The organism is Candidatus Amarolinea dominans (assembly GCA_016719785.1).
GTDB lineage: Bacteria > Chloroflexota > Anaerolineae > SSC4 > Amarolineaceae > Amarolinea > Amarolinea dominans.
The window spans coordinates 248385-273855 of the sequence record JADJYJ010000010.1; the positions used below are offsets into that span (position 1 = coordinate 248385).

19 protein-coding genes, 3 tRNA genes and 1 other RNA gene are annotated in these 25471 nt (G+C 63.2%); 11 read left to right on the forward strand and 12 right to left on the reverse strand.

The genetic code is table 11. The annotated features are described in order from the left end of the window. Positions 1-464: 464 nt before the first annotated feature. A complete protein-coding gene (locus IPM84_13910; protein MBK9093838.1) occupies positions 465-1256 on the forward strand; it encodes a CHAT domain-containing protein in 792 nt (263 codons plus the stop codon). Between the two features lie 10 nt (positions 1257-1266). Next, the gene (locus IPM84_13915) at positions 1267-3699 is read left to right on the forward strand and encodes a hypothetical protein (GenBank protein MBK9093839.1); all 2433 of its coding nucleotides are present in this window, start codon (positions 1267-1269) and stop codon (positions 3697-3699) included. Positions 3700-3950: 251 nt separating this feature from the next. On the opposite strand, the gene IPM84_13920 is transcribed toward IPM84_13915, so the two are convergent. From IPM84_13920 to IPM84_13935, 4 genes are all read right to left on the reverse strand, one after another. Then, complete coding sequence (locus IPM84_13920; GenBank protein ID MBK9093840.1) at positions 3951-4790, reverse strand: c-type cytochrome; 840 nt, start codon at positions 4788-4790, stop codon at positions 3951-3953. A gap of 58 nt (positions 4791-4848) precedes the next feature. Next, positions 4849-5628 carry a c-type cytochrome gene (locus tag IPM84_13925; GenBank protein ID MBK9093841.1) on the reverse strand — a complete coding sequence of 260 codons (780 nt, stop codon included), beginning with the start codon at positions 5626-5628 and terminating at the stop codon, positions 4849-4851. A 19-nt stretch (positions 5629-5647) separates the two neighbouring features. Beyond that, positions 5648-7210 (reverse strand): cytochrome bc complex cytochrome b subunit, encoded by a 1563-nt coding sequence (locus IPM84_13930; protein MBK9093842.1) that lies wholly within the window; start codon positions 7208-7210, stop codon positions 5648-5650. Positions 7211-7416: 206 nt separating this feature from the next. Further along, positions 7417-8040: a Rieske 2Fe-2S domain-containing protein gene (locus tag IPM84_13935; GenBank protein MBK9093843.1), complete on the reverse strand. Its 624-nt coding sequence runs from the start codon at positions 8038-8040 to the stop codon at positions 7417-7419. A 378-nt stretch (positions 8041-8418) separates the two neighbouring features. On the opposite strand from IPM84_13935, the gene IPM84_13940 reads away from it, so the two are divergent. Continuing rightward, on the forward strand, positions 8419-9021 hold the full coding sequence (locus IPM84_13940; GenBank protein MBK9093844.1) for a hypothetical protein: 603 nt from the start codon (positions 8419-8421) through the stop codon (positions 9019-9021). Between the two features lie 19 nt (positions 9022-9040). Here the strand turns inward: IPM84_13940 and IPM84_13945 are convergent, their stop codons facing one another. Together IPM84_13945 and IPM84_13950 are read right to left on the reverse strand one after the other, a co-directional pair. Further along, positions 9041-9913: a DMT family transporter gene (locus tag IPM84_13945; GenBank protein MBK9093845.1), complete on the reverse strand. Its 873-nt coding sequence runs from the start codon at positions 9911-9913 to the stop codon at positions 9041-9043. A 186-nt stretch (positions 9914-10099) separates the two neighbouring features. Further along, positions 10100-10969 (reverse strand): LysM peptidoglycan-binding domain-containing protein, encoded by an 870-nt coding sequence (locus IPM84_13950; protein MBK9093846.1) that lies wholly within the window; start codon positions 10967-10969, stop codon positions 10100-10102. 382 nt (positions 10970-11351) lie between these two features. On the opposite strand from IPM84_13950, the gene IPM84_13955 reads away from it, so the two are divergent. The 5 genes from IPM84_13955 to IPM84_13975 all read left to right on the forward strand — a co-directional run bounded on the left by IPM84_13955 (position 11352) and on the right by IPM84_13975 (position 16242). Next, positions 11352-12425: a response regulator gene (locus IPM84_13955; GenBank protein ID MBK9093847.1), complete on the forward strand. Its 1074-nt coding sequence runs from the start codon at positions 11352-11354 to the stop codon at positions 12423-12425. An 80-nt stretch (positions 12426-12505) separates the two neighbouring features. Next, the gene (locus tag IPM84_13960; protein MBK9093848.1) at positions 12506-12988 is read left to right on the forward strand and encodes a cytochrome c-type biogenesis protein CcmH; all 483 of its coding nucleotides are present in this window, start codon (positions 12506-12508) and stop codon (positions 12986-12988) included. Then, complete coding sequence (locus IPM84_13965) at positions 12981-13574, forward strand: TlpA family protein disulfide reductase (protein MBK9093849.1); 594 nt, start codon at positions 12981-12983, stop codon at positions 13572-13574. The genes IPM84_13960 and IPM84_13965 overlap by 8 nt, the downstream gene beginning before the upstream one ends. Positions 13575-13634: 60 nt before the next feature. After that, a complete protein-coding gene (locus IPM84_13970) occupies positions 13635-15629 on the forward strand; it encodes a heme lyase CcmF/NrfE family subunit (GenBank protein ID MBK9093850.1) in 1995 nt (664 codons plus the stop codon). 10 nt (positions 15630-15639) lie between these two features. After that, positions 15640-16242 carry a zinc ribbon domain-containing protein gene (locus IPM84_13975; GenBank protein MBK9093851.1) on the forward strand — a complete coding sequence of 201 codons (603 nt, stop codon included), beginning with the start codon at positions 15640-15642 and terminating at the stop codon, positions 16240-16242. Positions 16243-16610: 368 nt separating this feature from the next. Here IPM84_13975 and IPM84_13980 read toward each other — a convergent pair whose 3' ends face one another. The 3 genes from IPM84_13980 to IPM84_13990 form a co-directional block, all read right to left on the reverse strand. Next, on the reverse strand, positions 16611-17312 hold the full coding sequence (locus IPM84_13980) for a Crp/Fnr family transcriptional regulator (protein ID MBK9093852.1): 702 nt from the start codon (positions 17310-17312) through the stop codon (positions 16611-16613). Between the two features lie 191 nt (positions 17313-17503). Beyond that, a complete protein-coding gene (locus IPM84_13985; protein MBK9093853.1) occupies positions 17504-19186 on the reverse strand; it encodes a von Willebrand factor type A domain-containing protein in 1683 nt (560 codons plus the stop codon). 242 nt (positions 19187-19428) lie between these two features. Then, positions 19429-19653 carry a hypothetical protein gene (locus IPM84_13990; GenBank protein ID MBK9093854.1) on the reverse strand — a complete coding sequence of 75 codons (225 nt, stop codon included), beginning with the start codon at positions 19651-19653 and terminating at the stop codon, positions 19429-19431. Positions 19654-19723: 70 nt separating this feature from the next. Between IPM84_13990 and IPM84_13995 the strand changes: the two genes are divergently transcribed. Together IPM84_13995 and IPM84_14000 are read left to right on the forward strand one after the other, a co-directional pair. Further along, positions 19724-19814: transfer RNA gene (locus IPM84_13995), tRNA-Ser, on the forward strand. Between the two features lie 113 nt (positions 19815-19927). Next, positions 19928-20017, forward strand: a tRNA-Ser gene (locus IPM84_14000). A gap of 55 nt (positions 20018-20072) precedes the next feature. On the opposite strand, the gene IPM84_14005 is transcribed toward IPM84_14000, so the two are convergent. Then, the gene (locus IPM84_14005) at positions 20073-21875 is read right to left on the reverse strand and encodes a fibronectin type III domain-containing protein (GenBank protein MBK9093855.1); all 1803 of its coding nucleotides are present in this window, start codon (positions 21873-21875) and stop codon (positions 20073-20075) included. A 98-nt stretch (positions 21876-21973) separates the two neighbouring features. Between IPM84_14005 and ffs the strand changes: the two genes are divergently transcribed. Continuing rightward, positions 21974-22238, forward strand: an RNA gene (ffs, locus tag IPM84_14010) — signal recognition particle sRNA large type. 118 nt (positions 22239-22356) lie between these two features. Here the strand turns inward: ffs and IPM84_14015 are convergent. Both IPM84_14015 and IPM84_14020 read right to left on the reverse strand, forming a co-directional pair. Further along, positions 22357-24870 (reverse strand): hypothetical protein, encoded by a 2514-nt coding sequence (locus tag IPM84_14015; GenBank protein MBK9093856.1) that lies wholly within the window; start codon positions 24868-24870, stop codon positions 22357-22359. A gap of 66 nt (positions 24871-24936) precedes the next feature. Further along, a tRNA-Gly gene (locus tag IPM84_14020) sits at positions 24937-25008 on the reverse strand. Positions 25009-25471 lie beyond the last annotated feature (463 nt).

The following is a 25471-nucleotide window of genomic DNA, read 5'->3' on the forward strand; positions in this document are numbered from 1 at the left end:
TCCTGTCCATATCCTTGACCGCCTGAGCAGCCACGGAGTTTCCTAAATGACACCGACACGCGCGTCGCCCAAACCACCCCATCACCTCACCCTGCACCTGGCCGCGGACGGGCAGTTCAGCCTGACCAGCCACAGCCGTCTGGGCGGCGATGCCCCGCGCCAGCCGCATCTGCTGCCGACGCCCTTTGCGCCGGCCGCGCTCGCTGCCATCATCGCCTGCCTCGATGCAGCCACCGCGCGGGTCGCCGCCCAGGATGCCGCGGTGCTGACGGCGCTGCGTCGCGCCAACCTGCTCGACCGTAACGGCCGGCCGCGTGCCGACCTGGCCGCCGAGGTGGGCCGCCGTCTCTGGCAAACCCTGCTCAGCGACAGCGAGGTGGCCGCCCTGCTAGCGCACCGACCTGGCCAACGCCCAACAAGCCAGCGAGCCGCTGCCGCTCATCCTGACTACCGGTCCGGCCGATGTGCCCCTGGCCGCGCTGCCCTGGGAGCTGCTGCACGACGACGACGCCTTCCTGCTGCCGCCCGCCCAGGTCACCTTGACCAGGCACATCGCGTTCGGCCGCCCCACACCGGTGCTGCGCGTCAAGCCGCCCCTGCGCATTCTCCTCATCGAGGCGCGCCCGGTGGGCGTACCCCCGCTGCCGCCCGGTCAGGAGGCCGCTTCGCTGCAAAACGCCCTGGCCCCGCTGCTGCAGGCCGGCCAGGTGGTGATCGAGCACCTGACGCCGCCCACGTTCGAACACCTGGCCGGCCGCCTGGCCGATACAGACGATGTGCAGATCGTTCACTTCGACGGGCACGGCGGCTTTGGCGCGTTGCCTGCCTTCGCGGCCGCGGGCGCAAGCGGCGACGGCAGTTTTCTCGTCTTCGAGAACGACTACTGTGAACCAGACCCGGTGGATGCGGCGCGCCTGGCCGCGGCGCTCAGCGGCCGCCAGGTGCGTCTGCTCTACGCCAGCGCCTGCCAGACCGCCCAGGCCGGCGCGGAGAGTCTCTTCACCGGCCTGGGGCCGGGACTGCTCCTGGCCGGCATCCCGGCCGTCGTCGCCATGCAGTTCAGCGTCAGTGTGGCGGCCGCACTGGCCTTCATGCAGCGCTTCTACCGCTCATTGGCCCAGGGCAAACCGCTGGCGACCTGCCTGGCCGATGGCCGCCGTCTGCTCTTCGCCCCACAACACGGCCTGGCCTGGGCCACGCCGGTGCTCTATCTGCGCGACAAGGACGGCGACGGCCAGTTGTTCCGGATCAACTGAAAGGCAACGGATGCTCATCGTACTGATCGTTCTGGCTGCCTGGGGCGGCTTGGGATTCTGGTTGCAGCGTCGGCGGCCTGCCTGGCGCGGCCCCTGGTGGGGGATCAGCCTCCTGGCCCTGGCCACGGCCGCCTTCTTCTGGCAGCAGCTCAGCGGCGTGGCCTACACCCCAGCCGACGGCGGCGACCTGGCCTCGTTCCTCTACCCCATCTACGCCTTCGCGCAGCGCAGTCTGCACGCCGGACATCTCCCGCTCTGGAACCCGCACCTCTATCTGGGCGCGCCGCATGTGGCCGATGTGCAGGCCGGCTGGCTCTATCCGCCCACCCTGCTCACCCTGCTCCTCACCCCCGCCCTCACCTACCGCCACCTGGAGCTGCTCAGCATCGCCCACTTCTTCTGGGCAGGCGCCGGCATGTTTTTTCTCCTGCGCTCCCTGCTGACTTCACCTGACGCCACATCCGAGCAGGCCCCCGCGGGCCTGACCTGGTGGGCCGCCCTGGCCGGCAGCCTCGCCTTCATGTTCTCCGACCCCCTCCTGACCCACTTCGGCAACTACAACCTGCTCGCCACCGCCAGTTGGCTCCCCTGGGTGCTGTGGGCCTTCCGCGCCCAGTCCACGCAGGTGGACTTCGCCCCCGTTGCCGCGACTTCCAGTCGCCCGGCCAGCCGCCCGGCCAGCCGCCCGGCCCAGCCGCCCGCTGCTGACCGGTCTCTGCCTGGGCCTCGCCGCCCTGGCCGGACACCCGCAAACGATTTTGATCATCGTGCTGGCCCTGGTCGCGCTGGCCCTGCTGGAGATCTATTTCACGCCGGCGCCGCGGCCGCCCCGGCGCTGGCGTTGACGGGGCGGCTGCTCATCACCCTGGCGCTGGCCTTCCTGCTGGCCGCACCGGTGCTGCTGCCCGCGGCCCTGCACACCCCCTTCACCCAACGGGCCGATTTCAGCTACGGCCAGGCCTCGCAGTTTTCGCTCTCGCCCAGCCAGTGGATCGGCCTGGTCGTCCCGGCCTTCTTTGGCCGCGGGCCCCAGCTCCATTGGGGGCCGTGGGACCGCGTCGAAGTCGGCTACCTCGGCATCCTGCCCCTGGTGCTGGCGCTGCTGGCCGTTTTGCTGCACCCCGACCGCCGCGCCTGGCGCTGGCTGGCCCTGGCTGGGGTGGGCATGGCCCTGGCGCTCGGCTTCTACTCCCTGCCGCACGGCTGGTTGACGCTGCTGCCCGGCTTTGCGCAACTGCGCGCGCCGGCGCGCTTCCTCCTGCTCACCGACCTGGGTCTGGCAGTGCTGGTCGCCTTTGGGCTGCACGGCCTGCTCAGCTCTTGGAACGACCAGGCCGGTCAGGCCGTGGCGCGGGTGTGGCGTCTGCTCAAAGGTGCGACCGCCGCCGTGCTCGCCATCGGCCTGCCGCTGATCTACCTGGCGCTGCTGTTGACGCAGGATCGAGAGCAGACGGTCTTCATCCGCGTGGCGGTGGCCGCGATCGGCATTACCACGCTGGCCGGACTGCTGCTGGCAACGCTTGCCATCTTCCATGCGCGGCGGGCCAATTGGGCGCGGCCGGCCACGCTGGGCGCGCTCGCCTGCCTGCTCATCCTGCTCGACCTGGGCAGCCCGGGCGCGACCCTCGACAGCAGCCCCAAGGATCCAACCGCCGCGTACCAACAGCCGCAGATCCTCGCGTTCCTGCGCCAACAGCCTGGCGCCTGGCGTCTGGACGCGCGTACCGACATCGAACAACTCTGGCAGCCGAACACCGCGCTGGTCGCCGGCCTGGAGGACATCTGGGGCATCGTCAATCCGCTGGTTTTGGCCGACGTGACGCGCTACTGGGAAGGCATCGGGCCGGCCGGCCGCTCCAGCCCGCTGTACGATTTCCTCGGTGCGCAGTTTGTAGTGGCGCGCAAGGACGTGACGCTGGACTGGGACAAATTCGAGAAGGTTTTTGACAGCCCGGGCGAGCTGGCGATCTTCCGCAACCGCCGCGCCCTGCCGCGGGCCATCATCAGCCAGGAGGCCATCGTGGTCAGCGATCAGGAGGCGGCCTGGCAGGCCATTCACCGGGCTGATTTCGATCCGGCCCGACAGGTGGTGGTGGAGGGCGGCGACGCGCTGGCCGGCCGGCCAGGCGCAGCTACAGCCGCAACCGTTGCCAACGGCCTGGATGTGCAGGTGCAGGCGAGCGGCCCGGCCTATCTCGTCATCAGCCAGCCGTTCTATCCCGGTTGGGAAGCGACCGATCAGGCCGGCCGCCGCCTGGCGATCCGCCGCGCCAACTTCGCCTTTCAGGCGGTGGCCATCGCCGCCGATACTACCGCGGTCTCCCTGCGCTTCCGGCCGCCGGCCTGGCGTTGGGGATTGGCGTTGAGCGGAGTGGGGCTGGTGATTGGTCTGGGGTGGCTCTGGCGTCGCTCGTCGGACAAAAGAACATCCCCAATACCGTAGGTCACGCCTCCGGCGTGACAGCGCCCTCTGCGACACATCATGCGTTCTTGTGTGGGCGCTGCAAGCCAGCGGCTTGCGCCACGAGAGGTTGCGCCGGCGTGACAGCGCCGTCCGGCCAGGAGGCCGGACCTACCCCTACGACATTGTCTCGCAGAGACAAGAAAAATCCGTGTTCATCCCCATGGATCTGTGTCCTAACGGACCCGGATCAACACGGATGAACACGGATTCTGCGCCGCCCGGTTGGTTCCCTACGCTGCGCGGGCGAAGATGACGACCGCGACCGCCAGCAGCAGGAGGATGCCGACCAGTCCGGCCACGGCCCACATGGGCAGCAGCAGGCCCGATGATGGGGCCGGCGCCGGCGTAGGAACGGCTGTGGCCGCCGCATCGCCCACTGGCGCCAGGGTCAGGATGAACGCGGTCAGGTTGTTGACCTCGTCGTCGGTCAGGGGACCGCCTTTGGCCTGTGACCAGGCCGGCATGGCCGAGCCAGAGATGCCGTTGATGATCGTGCTGCGCACCGAAAGATCGGGGCGAATGCCGGAAAAGGCTTTGGACAGCCGCGCGCCGATGCGACCCTGGCCCTTGTCGCCGTGACACATGACGCAGTTTTCGCTGTACAGCCCGGCGCCCGCGGTCGGATCGCCGGCCACGTCCGCGAGGGTGGCGATGGGCGTGATCTGTTTGAGGGCAGGGGTGGGAAATTCGCCGGGCCGGCCGCCGCTCAGCCCTTCGATAAAGGCCACCAGGTCGCTGATGTCCTGCTCGGTGAGCGGGCCGCCGGGCTGCAGCCAAGCTGGCATGGCCGTGCCGGCGATGCCGTTGGCGACCGTTTGGCGAATCAGCGCATCAGGCTGGATCGAAGAAAAGACACTGGAAAGCGTAGCGCCCACCCGGCCTTTGCCATCCGGGCCGTGGCACACCGCGCAGTTGGCATCATAGATCTGGGCGCCGCGGGCCTTGTCGCCGCCGCCTTGAGCGCCAGCAACGCCAACCAGCAGGAGCGCCAGCAGCAAACCCAGGACGGCCCAGACTCCAGGCCGCCGCAGGCTGAATCTTCGTAAAGCGGTCACACGCTCGCTGTTCATGACTCATCTCCCTTGAGCAAACGGGGTGAGCGTGGCGCTCACCCCGTTGCAATGGTGACTACTTCAGCGTGGACAGGTAGGTCACCATGTCGTTGATTTCATCCGCGGTCAAGGTCTGACCGAAGGTTTTGGTCATCAGGTTGTCGGCAAAGCCCGGCGACAGGAAGGCGCTGGGGTTGACGATGGACTCCTTGATGTAGTCTGCGGCCGACTGTCCGGCCACACGGGTTTCGGCGATGCTGCCGATCTTGCTTAGTTCGGGGCCGAGAACGCCGGCGGCTGCGGTGCCTTCGATCTTGTGACAGGCAGAGCAGGTGCCCTTGCCCAGAACGATCGCCTTGCCGCGTGACACCGGATCGTTTGCCTCCGGCGTCGGTGTGGGCATGCCCATCTCCTGGCCGGCCGTCTTCTCGAAGTTGATGACAAAATCGGTCAGGTTGTTAATCTGGTCGGGGCGCAGCGGTCCGCCGAAGTCCTGCGCCCACGGCGGCATGGAGCCGGCGTAGAGGTTCGGCCGGGTGGAAACCAGGCGCCCGCCGGCAATGGTTGACTTGACATAGTCGCGCAGCGTGCCGGGATAGCCCACGTCCTTCAGGCGACCGGTGAAGAAGTACTGATCGTTGAGCGGCGGGCAGAGACCTTCGATGCCCTTGGCCTGCGGGCCGTGACACGGCTTGCAGTATTCACCAAACAGCAGGGCGCCTTCCTCGATAGACTTGCCCAACTGGGAGGCTTCTTCAGCGGCCATGCGGTTAGGCTCGCCGAGACCGACAAAGAGCAAGATGACCAGGGTCAGGATCGTGGCGACGATGCCCACCGTAATTTGTACGAGTTTCATGGACTGTTTTTCTCCTCGCCTACTCGCCGTAGATCGAATCACGATGCACGTAGATGATCTTTTCGAAGGTGTCTGTCTGTCCTGAGGTCACATTGTCCCACAAGATGCGCATAGTCAACTTCTTCAGACCCTCTTGCCAGTCCTCGATCACGATCACACCGTGGCCGTTGGGCAGTTCTTCAGGCAATTTGCCGATCTCAGAGTGGATCTCTTCGAAGACCGTAGCGAACTCGCCTTCCTTCGGGTAAGATGCGGGGTCCTCGGTATCGTATTGCCCGACGGGTAGCCCTTCATACATCAAGACGCGCACCGGGCCTACCCCTTCGACCGGGATGAATTCCTGGATCACTTCCTGTGCGGGAACACCGGCCACGCCATATTTCGGCGTGCCCATGTAGGAGAGGATGATCATGACCAGGGCAAACACGACCCCGGCTGACAGGATCAGCTTGCGGTCGCTGGCGCGGCGGCTCGGGTTGAAGTCCACATAGGGTAGAATGGCGAGGCCGCCAAAGACCACGCCGGGCAGAACCACGCCCATCAAGGTTTTGTCGCCGAGTTTGAGCAGGCCCTGAATCCAGAGGAAGTACCAGGGCGCCGTGGTGTGGAAGGGCGTCACCAGGGGGTCTGCGTGATGCTCCAGCGGCGCCGTGTACAGGAAGACGCAGTAGACGACCAGTGCCAGGGTCGCGAGGATGGTCAACAGCATTTCATCTATCATGACATCGGGCAGGAAGTAAACACGCTTGTCGGCCGGGACACGCTTACCGGTGTCTTGACCGACCTCCTCTTCACGCGCGGGCAGCGAGATGCCGAAGTGGACCACCTTGTAGTAATGCACGAAGAAGAAGATCAGCAGCAGCGCGGGCACGAAGAGCACGTGCAGCAGGTAGAAACGCAGCAGGCCGGCCGCGCCGATGTCTGGAGCGCCGCGCAAGATCAGGTTGATGGCGTTGCCAACCGCTGGCGGCGGCACAGCTTCGGCCATGCTGGTGCCGATGGTGACGGCCCAGAAGGCCAACTGATCCCACGGCAGCAGATAGCCGCTGAAGCTCAAGAAGAGCGTGGCCAGCAGCAGGATGACACCGGTAAACCAGGTGAATTGGCGTGGTTTCTTGTACGATCCGGTGATGAACGTACGCGCCATATGAAAGATGACGACGATGACCATGGCTTCGGCGCCGGCCCGGTGCAGGTCGCGCATCAGCGAGCCGAGGGGAACATTGCTGAGGATTCTGAGCATATCCGTATAGGCCGAACGCGGCGTGGGCGCGTAGAAGATCATCAGGAAGATGCCGGTAATCGTCTCCAGCAGGAACAGGAAGGTGCTCAACCAGCCCATGCGGAAGGTATGCGTCAGTTTGGTGACGCTGGCATGATAAAAAGAGGGCTTGATGTGCAGCCAGAAGGCCTCCGAATGCAACTGGAGGCGAGGGTTTGGACGTCCTGGGGGATCACCGCGTAGCATGCCGCGCAGGTCGTTCCAACTGAGACCTGCTGTGAAGCGTGTGATGGCTTCGTCGGCCAGCTCGGCCGCCACAGGGCGGATGCCCTTGCTACGAAGATCCTGCAAAACACTCATAAAGGCTCTCCTTCAAGAGAATGTTCTGAAGAACGGTCTCTCAACGATTCGGCAGATTCAGGGCATGCCTGGAGGCAGGCGCCGAGTGCTAAGGAATGAGAATTTTTCAACTGTCCAGTTCCGAGCAAATTCTGAGCATACAGACAGCACCAAAGCGGACACTTATTTAATTCTCATTCCTAACCGCTGAGACAACGAGGAAAAAATTACGATTTTTGGATGGGCGGTGCGCCTGGGGCTGGCGCCTGCTGCTCTCCGCCCGGGATTGGCGTCATACCGGAGCGCATCAGGCGTTTGCCGGTGTCTACCATCACCGTGAAGTTGGGGTCACTCACCTGGACGGCCGCGTCGGACCCGGTGGTTTCGGACACAACATTGCCGGAACCGTCAAGCATTCGAATCGTGAATTGATCCAGACCACGGGCGGCCGGGCCGCGCATCAAACTGCCATCGAGCCAAAAACGGGAGCCGTGGCAGGGGCACTGGAAACGGTAGTTGAGTGTGTCCCACTCATACAGACATCCGAGGTGCGTACACACTTTGTAGAGTGCCCTCACCCCATCTTCGGTGCGCACCATCCAGAACTTACCGGTGGTGTTGGGCACAGGCGCCGCATTGACTGCGGGCAGCGCCGACGCGGGGCCAAGGTTGAACTCGCCGCCAAATTCACCTGGTTTGAAACGGGGCAGGCCAAAGGCATACGAGGCGACGCCAGATCCGGCCGCCAGCACGCCCAGGGAAGCGCCCCAGGCATACATGAGAAACTCACGACGCGAGACGGCGCCGCTCACCTCAGCGGTCGGCTTCCTGGCTGTTTTGGGTTCTGCCATACCGATCTGAGCCTCCTTCTTCTACTTACTTTTGCTGCTACTTTCTACGAGTTGAGATCTATCGTGATGGCTGCTATGTCAGATTATATCATGATTAACCGATCCTCACAAACTTGCGTGATTCGGAACAAACGCACACGCGGTTCAACGTGTACCCGAACCCGACCCGGATTGGCCCAAATCCTGCCTCTTGACAGAGCGTCGCGCGCGTGCTATGCTGTCACCGGTCGTAAGCCTGTTCCCCGCCTTCCTAGTTGCCTCCCGCCGCCGGAAGTCCCTGGCGAGAGTGTTTTCTCCCGCCTGCGACCTCCTTCAGCAGTCAGGAAAATGTTCCTGACCCCATCCGTTTCGATTGCTGCACGAAAGGAGCCCGTTCTCATGTTGCAAATGAATCAATTGACGAATGAACTTGTGGTGGCCGAGGCGATGGCATCTGAATTGTCCGACTATCTCCTGGATGATCGCCTCTTCCGTCAGATCGTCGTGCAGGGGCCGCTGGGCACACAGCAGCCCAAAATGACCCTGGGCGGGCTGCTCAGCCGCCTGCAGATGCTGCAGTTCCGGGCGGCGGCGCTGGAGCCAGCCGAGCGGTCACGTGTCGAACAGGTAGCGGCGGCCGTTGATCAGGCCCGCCGCACCTACCGGGCGTCGTGGGAGTCCTTTGTGCGCAAGGAGATCAAGAGCAATTTGGACTCCTGGCGTTGGTATATGGACGAGTGCTTTCGGCGCGGTGGCTGTGCCAGCACGTACCCGGCTGAGGTGCGTGCGCGCGTGCGCCTGGCGCTGTTGTTGACGGAGGCGACGGGCGCCGGCTTCGAAATTCTGGCTGAACAGGGCCACCTGCGGCGCCTGGACAGCCAACTGCGCAATGTCTGGCGCGATGGGGCCTTTCTGCTCGATCCCGGGCTGCGCGGCCTCTATCCGGCGGACAGCTTCTGGTGGCTGTATGGCCTGCCCAAGGGAGGCGACGACGATGATTAGGGCGCCAGCCGCCGGTCGTTTAGCCTGTTGGGGTCGCTTGACGGCGCCGCCGCAACCACACGCCTGACTCAGACACCAACATGCCAGTCAGAATCAGTCCACAGCCCACGATCGCGCGCGGTGTCAACTGCTCGCCAATGAGGAGAAAACTGAAGATGGCAGCGAACACCGGTTCGGTGGCAAAAATGAGCGCGGTGTGGGTGGGACTGGTCAGGCGCTGAGCCTTCGTCTGCGCCCAGAAGGCAAACGAGGTGGCCATGACACCGGTAAAAGCGGCCGCAAACCAGACTTGACGGCCCGGCCAGGTGGGCGGGCCGTCCACAGCCAGCGCCACCAGCCAGCTCAGGATGGCGACGCCGGCAATTTGACCAACCGCCAGGGGTACGGCGTCGAAGCGGGGCGCAAAGTGGCCGACGAGCAGAATCTGCGCCGCAAAGGAGATGGCGCAGCCCAGGACGAGCAGATCGCCCGGCGCGATGCTGAGGTCGCCATTCAGCGTCAAGGCGGCCAGGCCCACCGTGGCCAGCGCCACACCGAGCCATGCGCCGGCATGGGGCGGACGCCGCAGGAAGAGCGCCGAACCGAGAGGAACCAGCACCACCGAAATACCGGTGATGAATCCGGCCTTGGCTGGCGTGGTGAAGCGCAGTCCGTAGGTCTGAAAGGCATAGCCGGCAAACAAGGTGACACTGATGAGCAGGCTGGGCAGCAGGACGCGCCGGTAGCGCCCGGGATCTCTGGCGGTGGACAGCGGCCGCAGGAGTAAGGGAAGAAAGACCAGGGTGGCCAGGGTGAAGCGAATGGCGAGAAATGTGACCACGGGAAAGGTCGCCACAGCTTTCTGAACGGTCACGAAGGTGCCGCCCCAGATGGCAGTGACGGCCAGCAGCATGATGTCCGCGTACCAGCCGCGAAAGAGTTTGGTGCTCAAGGCAATGGGTGTCTCACGCGTGATGGGAGATAATCTGAGAACCCGAGCCTGGCCGGGTCAGCCTGTCTCAGGCCAATTGGGCCAGCGCATGAAAACAGCCCGGCCTGCACCGGCCGCGAACCGGTACAGGCTGGGCTGTTGACTGGTTTACCCGTGAATGTTGACGACTGTGCCCACCGGCGCCCAGTTGAACAGCCATTGAGCATCGGCGGTGCGCAGATTGACACAACCGTGGCTCATCGGGCGGCCAAAGTTGTTGTGCCAATAGGCGCCGTGCAGGCCGTAGCCTTTGTGGAAGTACATGGTGTACGGCACGCCAGGCAAGTTATAGCCTGGTCCGGACATGGTGGTAGAGCGGTATTTGACATAAACCTTGAAACGTCCCTGGACGGTCGGCGTGCGCGGCAGGCCGGTGCTGACTAACGCATTGAAGACGGGGCGGCTGCCTTCGTAAGCGGTTAGGCGTTGGGCGCTGAGATCAACATCAATCCAGCGGCCGCTGACAGCAGGGCTGGATGGAGCGCCGCCGCCTATGGCGCCGCCGCCGGTGCTGCCGCCTGAAATGGCCAGGCGTTGACCGACATAGATCACATTGGGATTGGCGAGGTTGTTGGCCCGCATCAGTCTGGCGACGGTCATGTGGTAGCGGGCCGCGATGGAGGACAGGGTGTCACCGCGACGCACAATGTACGTGCCGGGGGTGGGTGAGGTGGGCGCCGCGGCCGGCGGGCTGACCGCACTGCTACCGCCAGGTATGACCAGGCGTTGACCCACGTAAACGAAATTGGCGTTGCGAATGCCGTTGGCATTCATCAGCGCCTGCACGGTTGTTCCGTAACGCGCCGCAATGCGTCCCAGGGTGTCGCCGGCGCGTACGACGTAGATGGTGCCGCTTGCCTGGGCGGGGCGGCTGACAATTCCTTGACCAGGACTACTGGCTGCCGCCGTGCCGCCGCCCACGAAGGTACTCACGGCCACGATCACGACGATCAATGAAAAACACAAACGACGATGCATGGTTCCTCCTCAATCTCACGCGGTGATGGTATTCACGCCCACGGCATCGTCTTTGGGTTGCATTGAGAGAGTTCTGCCGACGTTGCCGGGTGGCAAAAGTACAGGGGATAGACAACTCAACGTTAGTATACCAGAATATGCGGCCATGTGCAACCGTGCTGCTTCTAAATTAGCCCGCGTGGGCATGTGGAATAATTTCTACAAGCGAACAGTCCGGCCGCCGGTCTTGTTCGGGGACAAAAACAGGTTGGCATTGCCTTTTCGCTTATGCTATAATTGCCCAGGCTCAACCGAGGGGGGCGCGTGCTGTTCTTACGCAAACATCGGCGATCACACTGAAGACCATGGACAGGGGAGGACCGGGCAGAACCGGGCAGAACAGATGGAAGACCGCTTACGCCACATACTGCTGGTGGATGATGAACCAGAAACATTGCGGCTGCTGCGTAAGGTGGTACAGGCTGAAGGGTATTCCGTGCAAGAGGCCGCGGATGGCGTGGAGGCCTTGAGCATTTATCGCCAGCGTGTACCTGACCTGATGTTGCTGGACATCATCATGCCGCGCCTGGACGGCATGGCCGTGCTGCGTGAAGTCCGCAGCCACAATGCGATTACCGGCATCATCATGGTGAGCGCGCTAACGTCGGAAAAGCTGACGTTGGAGGCAATGCAGGCCGGCGCCGATGACTACGTGAGCAAGCCCTTTCCCCTCAAGGAATTGCGCACGCGCATCAGCCAGGTGATCGAAAAGGTACGCCTGCGCCAGGAGAACGCCCAACTGCAGCGCCGCCTGGATGAAGCGAATGCCCGCATCAAGGCCCTGTTCGAGCGCTACACCTCTGCGCCGGTGGCCGAGCAGTTGATGTCCCAGGCAGAGATGCCGCAACTGGGCGGGGAGATCCAGGAAATCACGGTTCTCTTTGTGGATATTCGCGGCTTCACCCCCCTTGCCGAAGTGCTCGATCCGCGCGAGCTGGTCCAAATCCTGAATACGTACCTGGCGATTGCGGCCGATGCCATGCTCAAGGCTGGCGGCACGGTAGATAAATTTATGGGCGACTCCGCCATGGCGATGTTCAACGCACCGGCGCGCCAACCAGACCATGTCTGGCGCGCGCTGCAGACAGCCGCCGACATTCAGAAGGGACAGCATGTCTTACGGGAGACCGCGGGCAACCAGGGGCTGAGTTTTGGCATCGGGCTGCACACCGGCAAGGCGCTGGTGGGCAATATCGGCACAGCGCAGTTGATGAACTTCACCGCCATTGGCGACTGCGTCAACGTGGCGCAGCGCCTGCAGGCCATGTCGCACGGCGGCCAGGTCCTCTTGAGCGCAGACTCCTATCGCCATGTGTTTTCCGCGGTGGAAGTGCGCAGCCTGGGCGAAATGCGTGTGCGGGGCCGCAGCGAACCGATCACCGTCTACGAATTTTTAGGCTTCAAGGGTGAGAAATGAGCTTTCGTCTATTTCATTCCTCCCATTCCTCCCATCCCTCCCATCCCTCCCATCCCTCCCATCCCTCTCGCATCCGTCGTTTGTGGCTGCCTGGCGCCCTGTTGGGCCTGTGGCTGGTCGCCATCCTGCTGCTGCCGGGCGCAAGCCTGGCGCAGCAAACCGTCACCACGGAGCAGGTGACGGCCGTGGCTCGTGAACTGTGGTGCCCGCTCTGCAACAGTGTGCGCCTCGACACCTGCGAACTGAAGGCGTGTGAGCAGATGCGCGAAATGATTGCCGAAAAACTGGCGGCCGGCGCCAGCACCGCTGAGATCAAGGCGTACTTCATTCAGCAGTACGGGCCGCAGGTGCTCGGTGAGCCGCCGCGCCAGGGCTTCAACTGGCTGGCCTGGGTCGTTCCCTTTGCCGCGCTCGCCCTCGCCGGGGCCTGGGTCTTCTACGCCCTGCGCCGTTGGACGCGGCGCCCGCTCACGGCTGTTGCCCGCGTGACGCCCGCGCCGCTTGACGATCTGCCCGTGGAGCAGTTACAACGCTTACAAGAGGAGTTGCGCAAGATTGACTAACTCATCGCTCGATCCTGCCGTCTCGCCCGCGCCGCCTTCCAATAGCCAGGCCGTGCGCTGGGCGGTGATTGCCATCGCCGTCCTGTTCGTGGCGTTCTTTGCCTATGCCCTGGTGGCCAAGCGCGAGGCCCCGCGTCCCTCGGCCGGCGCCGCGCCCGACTTCTCCCTTTCGCTCTTCGCAGATTACCGCGGTGGTTTTGGCGACACGCTCAGCCTGGCCGACCTCGAAGGCAAAGTCGTGGTCCTCAATTTTTGGGCCAGTTGGTGCGACCCGTGCAAGGAAGAAGCGGCAACCCTGCAGAAGGCTTCTGTTGATTACGCCAACCGCGGCGTCGTTTTCGTTGGCGTGGATTACCTGGATCAGGAACCTGTCGCACTGCGTTACCTGAAAGAGTACGAGATTACCTACGCCAACGGCCCGGACCTGGCCAGCCAGATTGCCCGGCGCTACCGCATTCAGGGCGTACCCGAAACCTTCTTTATCAGGGCTGACGGCACGGTGGATTGGTTCAAGATCGGCCCCTTGTCCGCAAGCGAACTGAACAACTGCCTGGATCAGTTGACCTCCGGCGGTAGCTGTAAATAACCCCGCTGTTGACAGGCATAAGACCTGTCTTGTCCTGCCCCATTTCAAGGAGAGATGCGCATGTTGCTAGATTTGGGCTTTCCCGTGCTTGCCCTGGCGCTTGTTGTGGCCCTCGTCGGTATTGTCCTGGCCATGATCGGTGCGCGGCGTGACGACCTGGCCCTCGTTGCCAGCGCACGTAATGCCGTGTTGGCCGTCGCGGCATTGGTGTTGCTGGCCGCTGTCTTACTTTGGATCGCGCTGCTGACCGATCAATTCCAATTCGAATATGTGGCCAGTCACGTTGAACGCGACCTTTCGCCCTTCTATAAATTCTCGGCGCTGTGGGGCGGACAGGCCGGGTCACTGCTCTTCTGGACGCTCATCCTGTCTGGCTATTCAGCCTTCGCCATGATTGGCTTTCGCAACCAGCACCGCCAGTTGATGCCGTACGTCATCGCCACGCTGCTGACCACGTCGGCCTTCTTCCTGGTCATCGTGATCTTCGCGGCCAACCCGTTCAAGAAATTGGGTTTCATGCCCGCCGATGGCACCGGTCTCAATCCCCTTCTGCAAAACTACTGGATGGTGATCCATCCCATCGGCCTCTATCTGGGCTACGTGGGCATGGCCGTGCCCTTTGCCTTTGCCGTGGCCGCGCTGGCCGCCAAACAGCTTGGCAACACCTGGATTCGCTCGATTCGCCGCTGGACGCTTGTCCCCTGGCTCTTCCTGTCGCTCGGCATCCTGATGGGGAGCCAGTGGGCCTACATCGAGTTGGGCTGGGGTGGCTACTGGGCCTGGGACGCCGTCGAAAATGCCAGCCTCCTGCCCTGGCTGACCGCGACAGCCTTTCTCCATTCGATCGTCATTCAGGAGCGCCGTGGCATGCTCAAGGTTTGGAACCTTGTCCTTGTCTTTCTGACCTATGAACTGGTGCTCATCGGCACGTTCATCACCCGCAGCGGCGTCATCGAGTCGGTGCATGCGTTTGCCCTCAGCAACGTCGGCCCGCTCTTCCTGGGCTTCATCGCCCTGTCCATCTTCGGCTTCCTGTGGTTGTTGCTCGATCGTCTGCCATTGCTGCGCAGCGACAATGAGCTTGACTCCATGCTCAGCCGCGAGTCGGGCTTTTTGTTCAACAATGTGGTGTTTGTGGGCATCGCGTTTGCCACCTTTTTCGGTACTACCTTTCCCATGTTCTCCGAACTGCTGACCGGCAACAAAATATCGGTGGCCGCACCGTGGTTCAATAAAGTCAACGGTCCGATCTTCGTCGTCCTGTTGATCCTGATGGGCGCGGGGCCGCTGCTCGGCTGGCGTCGTTCCACCAAGGAGACCCTGCGCAAAAACTTCCAGTGGCCGCTCCTGGCGACGGCGCTGGTACCGCTGCTCCTGTTTGTCCTCGGTCTGCGCGACGCGTTGCCGCTCGTCGGCTTCGCGCTATGCACCTTCGTGCTGGCAACCATCCTGCAGGAGTTTGTCCGCGGCGCGTCTGCGCGGCGCCGCATCACCGGCGAAGCGTGGCCGCGCGCGCTGGTCAACCTGACCCAGAAGAATCAGCGCCGCTACGGTGGCTACATCGTACACCTGGGCATCATCATGATGGCGCTCGGCATCATCGGCAACAGCTTCTTTCAACTGGAAACACAGGGCACCCTCAAGCCTGGCGAAAGCCTGACGATCAAGAACTATGTCGTGACCTACAACGGCCTGCGCCAAATTCAGCAGCCCACCCACACCCAGGTGTTCGCGCCTCTGCAGGTTACCCGTAACGGCCAGCCCATCGGCGTGGTGCAGCCGCGGAAAAACCTGTACTTCAAGACGCCGGATCAGCCCACAAGTGAAGTGGGCCTGCGCATCTTCCCCACCGAGGATCTGTACGCAGTGCTGGCGGGTTGGGACAGCAATGGCGACACGGCCTCCTTCAAGCTGTTCGTCAACCCACTGATGGTCTTCCTGTGGATTGGGGGCCTTGTGCTTGCCCTGGGCACCCTGGTCGCTCTTTGGCCCCATACGGTTGCTGTGCGCAGCGCGGCTGTGGCGCCGGCCGCGGCGCAGCCCAAGCACGCGTAGGAGATTGGCCTTGATCACTGCAATCGTGATGGTACTCATTGTGGTGGCTGTCATCGCCGCCGTGGCCTGGCCGTTGGCCAGTACAGCCCGTTCGCAGACGCTGATGGTCAGCGCGGACGTTCTGGCTGAATGGACGGCGCAGCGCGACATGGCGCTCAAAGCCATCAAGGACCTGGAGTTTGATTATCAGACAGGCAAGGTGTCGGCTGCTGATTATCCTGTCTATGACCGGCGGCTGCGCGAACAGGCGCTGCAGGCCATGCACAGGCTCGACACCTATCTGGCCGAACAACGGGCCGCGGTTCTGGACACGGAGCTGGAAGCCGAAATTGCCGCGTTGCACCGCCCGCCGGGGGTAAGCCCTGGCCGGAACACCGCCGCAGATTTGGAACAGGGGCTGGAAGCCGAAATTGCCGCGTTGCACCGCCCGCCGGGGGTAAGCCCTGGCCGGAACACCGCCGCAGATTTGGAACAGGGGCTGGAAGCGGAAATCGCCGCCCTGCACAGCGTCGCTCCACGCCCTGCGGCTGCGGCACAGCGTTTCTGCGTGCAGTGCGGGCAGGCGCTGCGCCCCACCGACCGCTTCTGCGGCTCGTGCGGCGCCGCCGTCTGATGTGAGGAGACTCTCCACGTTCGTCAACAAGAAGGACGCAGCACAAGGCTGCGTCCTTTTTTATTTTTTGCCTGACAAAGCAAATGCCCGGCGTTCCCCAACACCGGGCATTCACCGAAAGGAGGTACCGATGAACAGGCAGGTGCCTAACCGACTGAGCCGGGTCATTCACAATCAGAACAACCCATCAACCGCGAATCACAACTGACTTCAAGCCCCCCACTGCTCGTCGCCGGCTGCGTAATACGATTCTGATCCATGTGTATTCGACAGCTTCAAATCCCAACTCACCGGCATGTGAATCATATCACAAACATCGGCGTTTGTCAAGAGCTGTATGTACGAATTTTCACAGGAGAATCAGGCCCTTACCATTTTTCGGCCACGACACGGAGTTCGGACACATTGGTGAGAACGACGCGACCGCGCAGCGTGGTGATGAGGCCCTGCCGGCGCAGGTTACTCATGACGCGAATGGCGCTTTCAACGGTGGTGCCGGTCATGTCGGCCACATCCTGGCGTGTGAGTGGAATGTCAATGGTCAGGCCTTCGGGTGTGACGCGGCCGGTGGCATTGGCGAGCTTGAGCAACACGCGGGCGATGCGCTGCTCAACGCGGTCCACCGCCAGGCTGCGCACCAGGTCAGTGGTATTGCGCAAGCGGCGGCTCAGTTCGCTGATGACGGCCATGGAGAGGGCGTGATGGCGCTGGACCAATTCGAAGAAGTCGCGACGGGCCATGGTCACCACCGCTGTATCTTCCAGGCATTGGGCGGTGGTGTCATAGGGGGCGCCATCCAGAACGGCCATTTCGCCGAACATGTGACCCGGCCCAATGACATCGAGCACCACATCGCGGCCTTGTTCGGAATGGCGAAGCAGTTTGATCTGGCCGATCCAAACGATAAAAAGTGCTTCGGGAGGATCGCCCTCGAAGCAGACATACGAATCTTTGGGGTAACAATGTCCACTCAGCAGCTCAGCAACCGCTTCCCAATCAGAAGAGGGGAGTGAGCTAAACAGGGGCACAGTGCGCGTCACCTGGACCATATTGAACTGGAATTTATCCATCGCCTGCTCACGTCCCTCAGCGCCGGTTGTGCATTGTGCCTTCTTGTTGACAGCGCGCCGATTATACCACGGTCGTTGATGGTGAGCAAGCACCGATTGCGAGAGCGTCATGGGCGGGACGCGACTTGCGTCTCTTACGCCGAAGTCCGGTGCAAGAGACGCAAGGGTGAGCGGGGCGCGGTGGAGGATCTTTAGCGCTGCAGGGCGGCGGCCCGATTGACCAGATCGAGGAAATCGTTCACTTGTTCGTCTTGCGGCAAATCATCCGTCAGGCGGCGCACCAACGCCTGGACATCGCTCATGCGACTTTCCTTTGACCAGTAGGATTGGCGCAAAATCTCGGCATATTCGGCCACCGCGGCGGCCAATTGGAACATCGGCGAGGCCGCCTCGAAACGCGCCTGGAAGTCCTCGCCGGCCAGCGCGGCATCTTGTTCGACGACCTCACCGCTGGTCGGGTCCTGGTAGCGGATGCGAGCCATCAGCGCCTGATCCGCGGGCGGAGCGCCATCATGGAACTTGATCTCGTACAGCGCGGTGACGCTGTGCCCGGCGCCGACTTCACCGGCATCCACCTTGTCATTGCGGAAGTCCTGGTCCGCAACATCGCGATTTTCGTAGCCCAGCAGCCGGTAGCGGCTGACCACCTGGGGGTTGAATTCGACCTGCATCTTGGCGTCCCTGGCGATGGTTTGCAGCGTGCCGGTCAGGTTCTCAACGAAGATGCGCCGCGCCTCTTCCAGCGTGTCCACGTAGGCGTAATTGCCGTTGCCTTTGTCGGCCAACTGTTCCATCATGACATCGTTGAAGTTGCCCATGCCAAAGCCCACCGTGGACAGGGCGATGTTGCGCCGCGCGAAACGCTCGATGGTCGCCAGAATCTCGTCGGCGCCGGTCACGCCCACGTTGGCTACACCGTCCGAGCAGAGGATCAGGCGATTGATTTCGCCCTCGCGATAGGCCTCGCTGGCGACCTGATAGGCCATCTGCAGGCCCGCTGCCGCATTGGTTGCGCCTTCCGGCTCCAGGCGATCAATCGCCTCCAGGATCGTTTCGGAGTTGGATGCGCGGGTGGGCGGCAGCACCATGCGCGCGTCACTGCCATAGACGACAATGGCGACACGATCGCTGCTGCGCAGCTCGTTGACCAGCAGATGCAGCGCCCGTTTGACCATCCCCAGGCGGTTTTCGGCGGCCATCGAGCCAGAAACGTCAATCACGAAGGTCAGCATCGCGTCCTGGCGCTGCTCGGTGTTGATGTGCCGCCCCTGCACGCCGATCTTGACCAGCCAATACTTGTCGCCGCCAAAGGGCGACGGCGCTCCTTCCAGGTGAAGGCTAAACGCCCCTTCTTCGGGGTCCGCGTAGCGCCAGTCGAAGTAGTTGATCACCTCTTCGACGCGCACGGCATCCTTGTCCGGCCAGTTGCCATCGCGGAGGAAGCGGCGGATGACCGTGTAGGAGGCGGTGTCCACATCCAGGGCAAAGGTAGAGAGATGGTCGTCCTCGGTGTCAATGAACGGGTTGGTGCCATAGTTCTCGAAGAAGGTGGCATCGTACGGCTCGCCGTTGACGGTGGTGTTGCCGCCGGTGGAGCAGCACGGTGTGCCGGGCACTGGCGCTTGGGCAGCCGCGATGATAGTTGGGGCTGCCAGTATCTCTTCCCGCAGCACAACGGTCGCTTCGGCTATTCTGGTGACGGGAACGGAGGTAGACGCATCGGAGGTAGAGGGGATGGAGGTGGCGGCCGGCGCGCAGGCGCTGACCAGGACCGCCAGTAGGGCAAACAAGGTGGCGACCGAAATCGCCGTGGACAGGCGGCGGATGCCGCGACGACGCAGAGCATGGGTAGAGAACAAGCGACGCGTGAACATGGTAGATTCTTCTCCTGGTTGCAGTCGGGCGACAGTCCCCATCGGGGCGGCTGCGCCAGATTTTGGGCCTGACTCAGTGGCGGTCACCGCTGCCCCTGACGCCGAACGGGGCAGCGTTCGGCGTCAGTCCACCAACGGCGCTTTGGTCGAGCCAGTGTTGCCTGGTGGCGGTGACCGGAGTGAGGCAGGGGTCGTTGCAGTGCTGCGTCCTGTGGACGCAGTCATTCAGGAGAAGGTTCCAATCAGTTCGGCCGCGACTTGACGCGGCGCACCCAACGATTGGTGATGAAGAGCAGGACGAAGCCGCCCAAGAAGCCGGCGCCGATCTGCTCGTTGAGACCAGCGCCCACCAGCCAGGCCAGCGCGCTGCCAATCACCATGCCTACCAGGTAGATGATAATCCAAAAGAGGGAGTTGTAGATGCGTCGGCCGGCCGACATTGGGGTTGGTTGTGGTGCTTTGGTCACGATGAGTTCCTTTTTTGTCCCTGATGCTTTTGCGACAAGCCTGGGGCTGTGATATAATCTGCCCGCTTGGGGAGAGGTCGCATAGTTCGGTTGAGTGCGCGCGTCTCGAAAACGCGTAGGGCTTATCACCCTCGAGGGTTCGAATCCCTCCCTCTCCGCCATTCCTGGGGCGGCGCATGGTTGTCACCGTGCGCCGCCCCCTCTTGGCCGACAATTTTATTTGGCCAAACCTGCTGCGCCTGCTATAATCGGATGTGCGACCCATAGATCGCTTGGAGAGGTCGCATAGCTTGGCTTAGTGCGCGCGCCTGGAAAGCGCGTAGGGCCTTATTGGTCCTCGAGGGTTCAAATCCCTCCCTCTCCGCCTATCGAACAGCCTGCACCCAAAACACGGGGCGCAGGCTGTTCTGCATTCAGGTTCAGCAATGATAATCCCAGTTGGCGTTCACGCGCATGATGTCAATCATGTCAATGACGCCGCTGCCATCGAGATCGAAGCGGCCGTCCCAACCGGGATCACTGCTGGTCTGTAGCCAGCGCTCGCTGATGGCGATGATGTCCGCAAGGTCAATCACCCCGTTGCCGTTGAAATCGCCACAGCCAGGGCACAGCGGCGCTGTGTACGCGCTCCAGATGGCATTTTGCTGGGCGGCGTGAGCTGGGGTGAAGGTGCGCACCCGGAAGCAGTAGGCCGCGCCGGGGGTGAGGTCCGTCACCGTGAGGGCGCCGATCGTCTTGTCGCTCGTGGTGGCGGTCATGGGGTAGGCGCCGCTGATGAGCAAGCCATAGCTGACCTCGTAGAATCCGCCGTCGCCCTGATAGAGGATCGGCGTCCAGGTCATGATGGCGCTGGTGCTCAGCGGTTGCGTCAACTGGACATTGGTGGGAGAGACGGTCTGTGTCTGCGCCCACTGTGGGTCTTTCGACGCGAGGAAGGGCAGGGCGCCCGCTTCTGCCCCCAGGGCATTGAAGCCGGTGTCGAGCCGCGACAATTGGGTCAGGCTGACGATGGTGGCCGGGATGTTGGCTGCAAGCTGGTTGGCCTGCAGGTACAGGTTCTGCAGTTGAGTGAGTTGGCCGATTTGGGGCGGCAGCGCCCCCTCAAGGCGGTTGGCTGACAGCGCGAGGTTGTGCAGGGCCGTGAGATTGCCGATCTGACTGGGAATGGAACCTGAGATGTGATTGGAGCCAAGATAAAGATTCTGAAGCGCGGCCAGGTTGCCCAGTTCGGGCGGAAGCGAGCCGCCCAGGTCATTATTGGTGGCGGACAAGGTGCGCAGCAGGGGCAGGTTGCCAATGGACGGTGGAATGGCGCCGGTCAAATCGTTGTTGAAGATTTCGATGGTGTCCAGCTCAGACATGTTGCCCAGGCTGATCGGCAGCGTCCCGGTGAGCTGATTGCTGTTGAGCAGGAGTGAATGCAGGTGAGTGAGATTGCTCAACTCGGCCGGAACGTCGCCCACAAATTGGTTGATGCCGAGGCTGAGGACTTCCAGCAGGGTCAGGTTGCCCAGGGCGGTGGGCAGGGCGCCGGTCATCTGGTTGTGGCCGAGGTCCAGGGTGCGCAGGTTGGTCAGGTTGCCGATGGAGACCGGGATGGCGCCTTGAATCAGGTTGGACGAAAGGTCGAACAGCCTGAGCGAGGTCAACTGACCGATGGTGGACGGCAGCGTGCCGCTGATGCGGTTGCTGCTCAGGTCCAGGTTTTGTAGATCAACCAGGTTGCCGATTGTTGGCGTAATCGTGCCGGTAAGCCCGCCGCTGGACGAACGCCCCAGGTAGAGGTTTTGCAGCTCTGTCAGGTTCCAGAGTTGATCGGGCAAGGCGCCGCCCAGGTTGTTGAAGCTGAGATCAAGCTCCACCAGGTAGGGCAGGTTGCCCAGTTCGGCCGGCAGGGCGCCGTGCAGCCCGTTGAAACCGAGTGAAACGACGATGACATGCCCGCCGCTGCAAAGGATGCCGGTCCAATCATCGCAGGGGGCGGTGCTGGTGAGCCAACCGAAGTTGTCGAACCAGTTAGGACCATCGGTGCTGTTGTAAAGGGCGGTCAGCGCCTCACATTCAGTCAGGGGGATGCCGGTGACCGTGTCACAGAATGCGGCGGGAGCGGCGGTTGCGGCCGCACTGCCGGGCTTGAGCAAGAAAAACAGCCCCAGGATGAGCAGGCTGGTCAGCAGCGAGGCTTGGGCGAAACGCGCCAGTATGCGCCTCTGATTCGTCATGATGTTGCTCCATTTTGTTGACTTAAGGAATTCCCGGCCCCGTCTGAGGCCGCGATAGTGTTTGACAAAGCGTTCCTAATCGGGTAAGATGCGTGTGGTCGTGCTAGACGGGGCGCTAGCGGTGCCTTGAACCCGAAATCCGCTCCAGGCGGGGTTGAATTCCCCTTTGAGGGCCTTCGTCGTGCGGGGACTGCGGGGCCGGGCAGCGTTGATGGTTGGGTCCTGTGCGGCGGGAGCCTGTGAATTGTGTCAGGACCGAAAGGTAGCAGCACTAAGCGGTATCTCCCGGGTGCCACGGGGTCGCCTGGCCTGAGCCAGCCAGTACCAGTAAGCTCGTATGGCCGTTCGAGGAGGGGTGCACGACCAGCACTTGTGTAGACTTCGGGTGAGTTATCATCCGAAGTCTTTTTTTGTCTGTCAACGCACCCCTTTGTTGCGCTCACAGTCGTTGCCTTGCGGTCAAAGTCCTGGCTTTTCCTCGTCACAGACGCACTTCCACCTGTTTGATCACGGCGATGTCACACGTCGTCCACGGCAGCATACCGCAAGGGGTGCGCAGGCGCTGGCTATCGTCAGCGCGCTGGATGCCCACCACCAGGCGGTAGACCCCGCCCGGAAGGTCGTGCGGGGTGTGCAGGGCATAACGGTCGCGCACCAATTCTCCGGCCAGCCACTGCGACGTGGGGTAGCGCCCCGCCAGGGGCTGCGCCTCCAGACTCGCGGCGACGCGGTCATCAGCCGCCAGCAATTGTACCACAACTACCAGGTTCACCAGGTCCGCCAGGTCCGCCAATGAAGGCCGCACCGGCGCCTGGCCGGCTTGCCAGAGGATCTCCAGCGGGATCGCGTCGCCAGGGCTGATGATCGTGGCCGGCGAACTGGCCGTCACCAGGGCCAGTGGGCCGAAGTCCGCCAGCGCCGGCCTTTGGGTTGGCTGGGCGCGGGCGACGATGGTCAGATCGCCCAGGGGCAGGGAGGCGGCGCCGGCGTCGGTCGTGAGCGGCTGGCCGCTGGCGGGGTCGTAGGGGATGACGGCCAGGCGGTACGCGCCGGGCGCTGTTCCCGGGGGGATGGCAAGGCGTAGCGGAAGGGGCAGGATCTCGCCTGCCTCCACGGAGCGCAGGTCACGCTGATTGCCGCCCACTGGCTCATCGGCCTGCGCCCACACCTCGCCAGCCTGATCGAGTAAACGCAGCGAAAGCGCCAGCGCCTGACCGGGCTGATCCGCGGCGCGCTGCAAGGTCAGGCTGGCGCTGATGGTCTGTCCGGCGGTCAGCACGGGCGCAGCCTGCATGACGCCGGCCACTTGCAGCCAGTTGCCTACCTGCCAGCGGGCAGCGGTTCGATCCACGGCGATCTGGCGGCTCCAGAAGCCCTGCACGCGCAGGTTGGCTTCGCCGCTGAAGACATCGTCCTCGAACAGGCGCCAATCTGTCAGCGCGTTGCGCACGCGGCCGGCGGGGTCGGTGACGGTGTCATAGATGCGGTAGTGCCACAGGCGCGGGGCGGCGGCGGCGAGGGCTTGCAGGCGGCTGACCATCGAAGCGGCCGGCATGGCGTAGAAATCGGCGGCCGGGTCGCCCCAACCGAGGCTGGCCGGCCCGTCAACGCTGCCGGTTTGCAGGATGATGGCGCCGTTGGCGCCGATCAGACTGGCGGCGGCGGCCGGGGTGAAGTCGGTCAGGCGACCGCGCCAGGCAATGGGCTGATCCCAGTAGGTGAGGAGCGCGGTGTAGGCGTAGCCGGCGTTGACCAGGATCAGATCACCGGGGCGCCAGCGATCGGCGAGGAAACGCACCGCGGCCCGGTGATCGTCGGCGCGGAAGTCGGGATCGCGCCAGGCGCGCTGCAATGAGAGCGTGCTGAGCACGAGCAGGCCGGCGCAGGCAAGAACGGCCAAGATTCGGCCGCCCCGCACACGCCAACGCCACAGGTTGACGAGACCCAGGGCCAGGAGCAGGGTGAACGGCGGCGCGTAGGTGAAGACGTAGCGCACATGGTAGAGGGGGGTGCGCAGGACAGAAACCAGGTAGATCAAGGCCACAGGCAGGAAGGTGTACGCCAGCAGCCAGGGGACCGCGGGCGCGGGCGCTGCATCCTGTCGTCGTAGCGGCCGCAGGCCGCCGTGAGCTGTCCCGGCCAGCGCCGCCAGCAACAGCAGCGCCACGATGCCCAGGCCCAGGCTGGCCAGGGTGGCTGGGAGCGCTTGCCCAAATCCCAGGGCCAACAGGCTCTCGCGCAGCAGGGGCAGCGGCGGGGTGAAGCTGCGCCAGGGAGGCACAGGCGGGTTGGTGATCTGACGCCAGGCCAGCGGCAGCCAGGGCGCGTAGGCCAGCAGCAGCGCCAGGTGGGTCAGTAGCCAGGGGCGCCAGGGCAGGTGTTGGCCGCGCCCGGCGCGGGTAGCGATGAGCAGCAGGTTGATGGTGAGGAGCAGGAAGACGAAGTAGTAGAGGGTGTAGAGGCCGGCGGCGGCGGCCAGGCCGTAGAGCCAGGCGCGGGCGGGTGACCGTCGCGGTGAGGCGCCGGCGGCCGCGTGGGCAGGCAGGGTGCGCCGCAGGTTCCAGGCGGCGAGCAGGCCAAGCGCCGCGGCCAGGGTATACATGCGCACTTCCTGGCTGTACCAGACGTGAAAGGGCGACAGGGCTTGCAGGATGACCGCGCCAGCAGCGACTGCGATGGGCAGGCGTGCATGTCGGCCCAGGATGAAGGTGAGCGGCAGCAGGAGCATACCCGCGACGAGGGAGAAGAAGGCGCTGACGAACTCCGGCGCGGGCGTGGCCGGCAGCAGTTGCAGCCACGCGGCCAGCAGCAGGTAGTAGCCCGGAGGATGAATGTCGCGGCCGGTGTGGGCCAATAACTCGCCGAGCGGTGCGCGGGCCAGGGTCAGGCTGACCGTTTCGTCATACCAAAGGCTCTGTGAGCCAAGCTGATGGAGACGCAAGGCAAAGGCCAGCCAGAGGGCCAGCAGGAGGACAAGTCGCGTACGCTGATTCATGAAAGCCTGGTGATTGTGCGCACTGCAAAGAAAAACTCCAGTGATTCTTTCGACTGGAGTTTTGTGAGCGGGTGGTGGGATTCGGACCCACGACTCACTACTTGGGAAGCAGTTGCGCTACCCCTGCGCTACACCCGCAACGAGTGCAATTATACCATGCCGGGTTGGTTCGGGCAAATGGCGTCGAGAGCGCGCAGCAACCCCAAACGCAACCGCATGTTTCACCGCGGAGGTCGCAGAGAGTGCAGAGGAATCAGCAGTTCCCAATGTGGTCGGATTTTTGACCACAAAAACACAGGTTGGTGGGGTTGGAGAGGAAGGCATGGAGGGTTTGGGCCCAGACGTGCGTGAGCATTGGCATGAAATTGGTGGGGGAAAAGAGTTGACGGCGGGGGCAGAAAGGGTTATACTATGATTAGATTGTTTCCAACGACTTGTTTCCCGAACAAATTGCATACGACTCGGCGGGGGCGACGGGCGGTTTGCATGTTTGGCGTGTATTTGGCATATATAATGAAGCGCCGGTGGAATGATAGCACAGGAAGGGGCACGGAAACAAACTGCAGTCGCAAGACCACTAATCGCCTTCGGGCGATTGAAA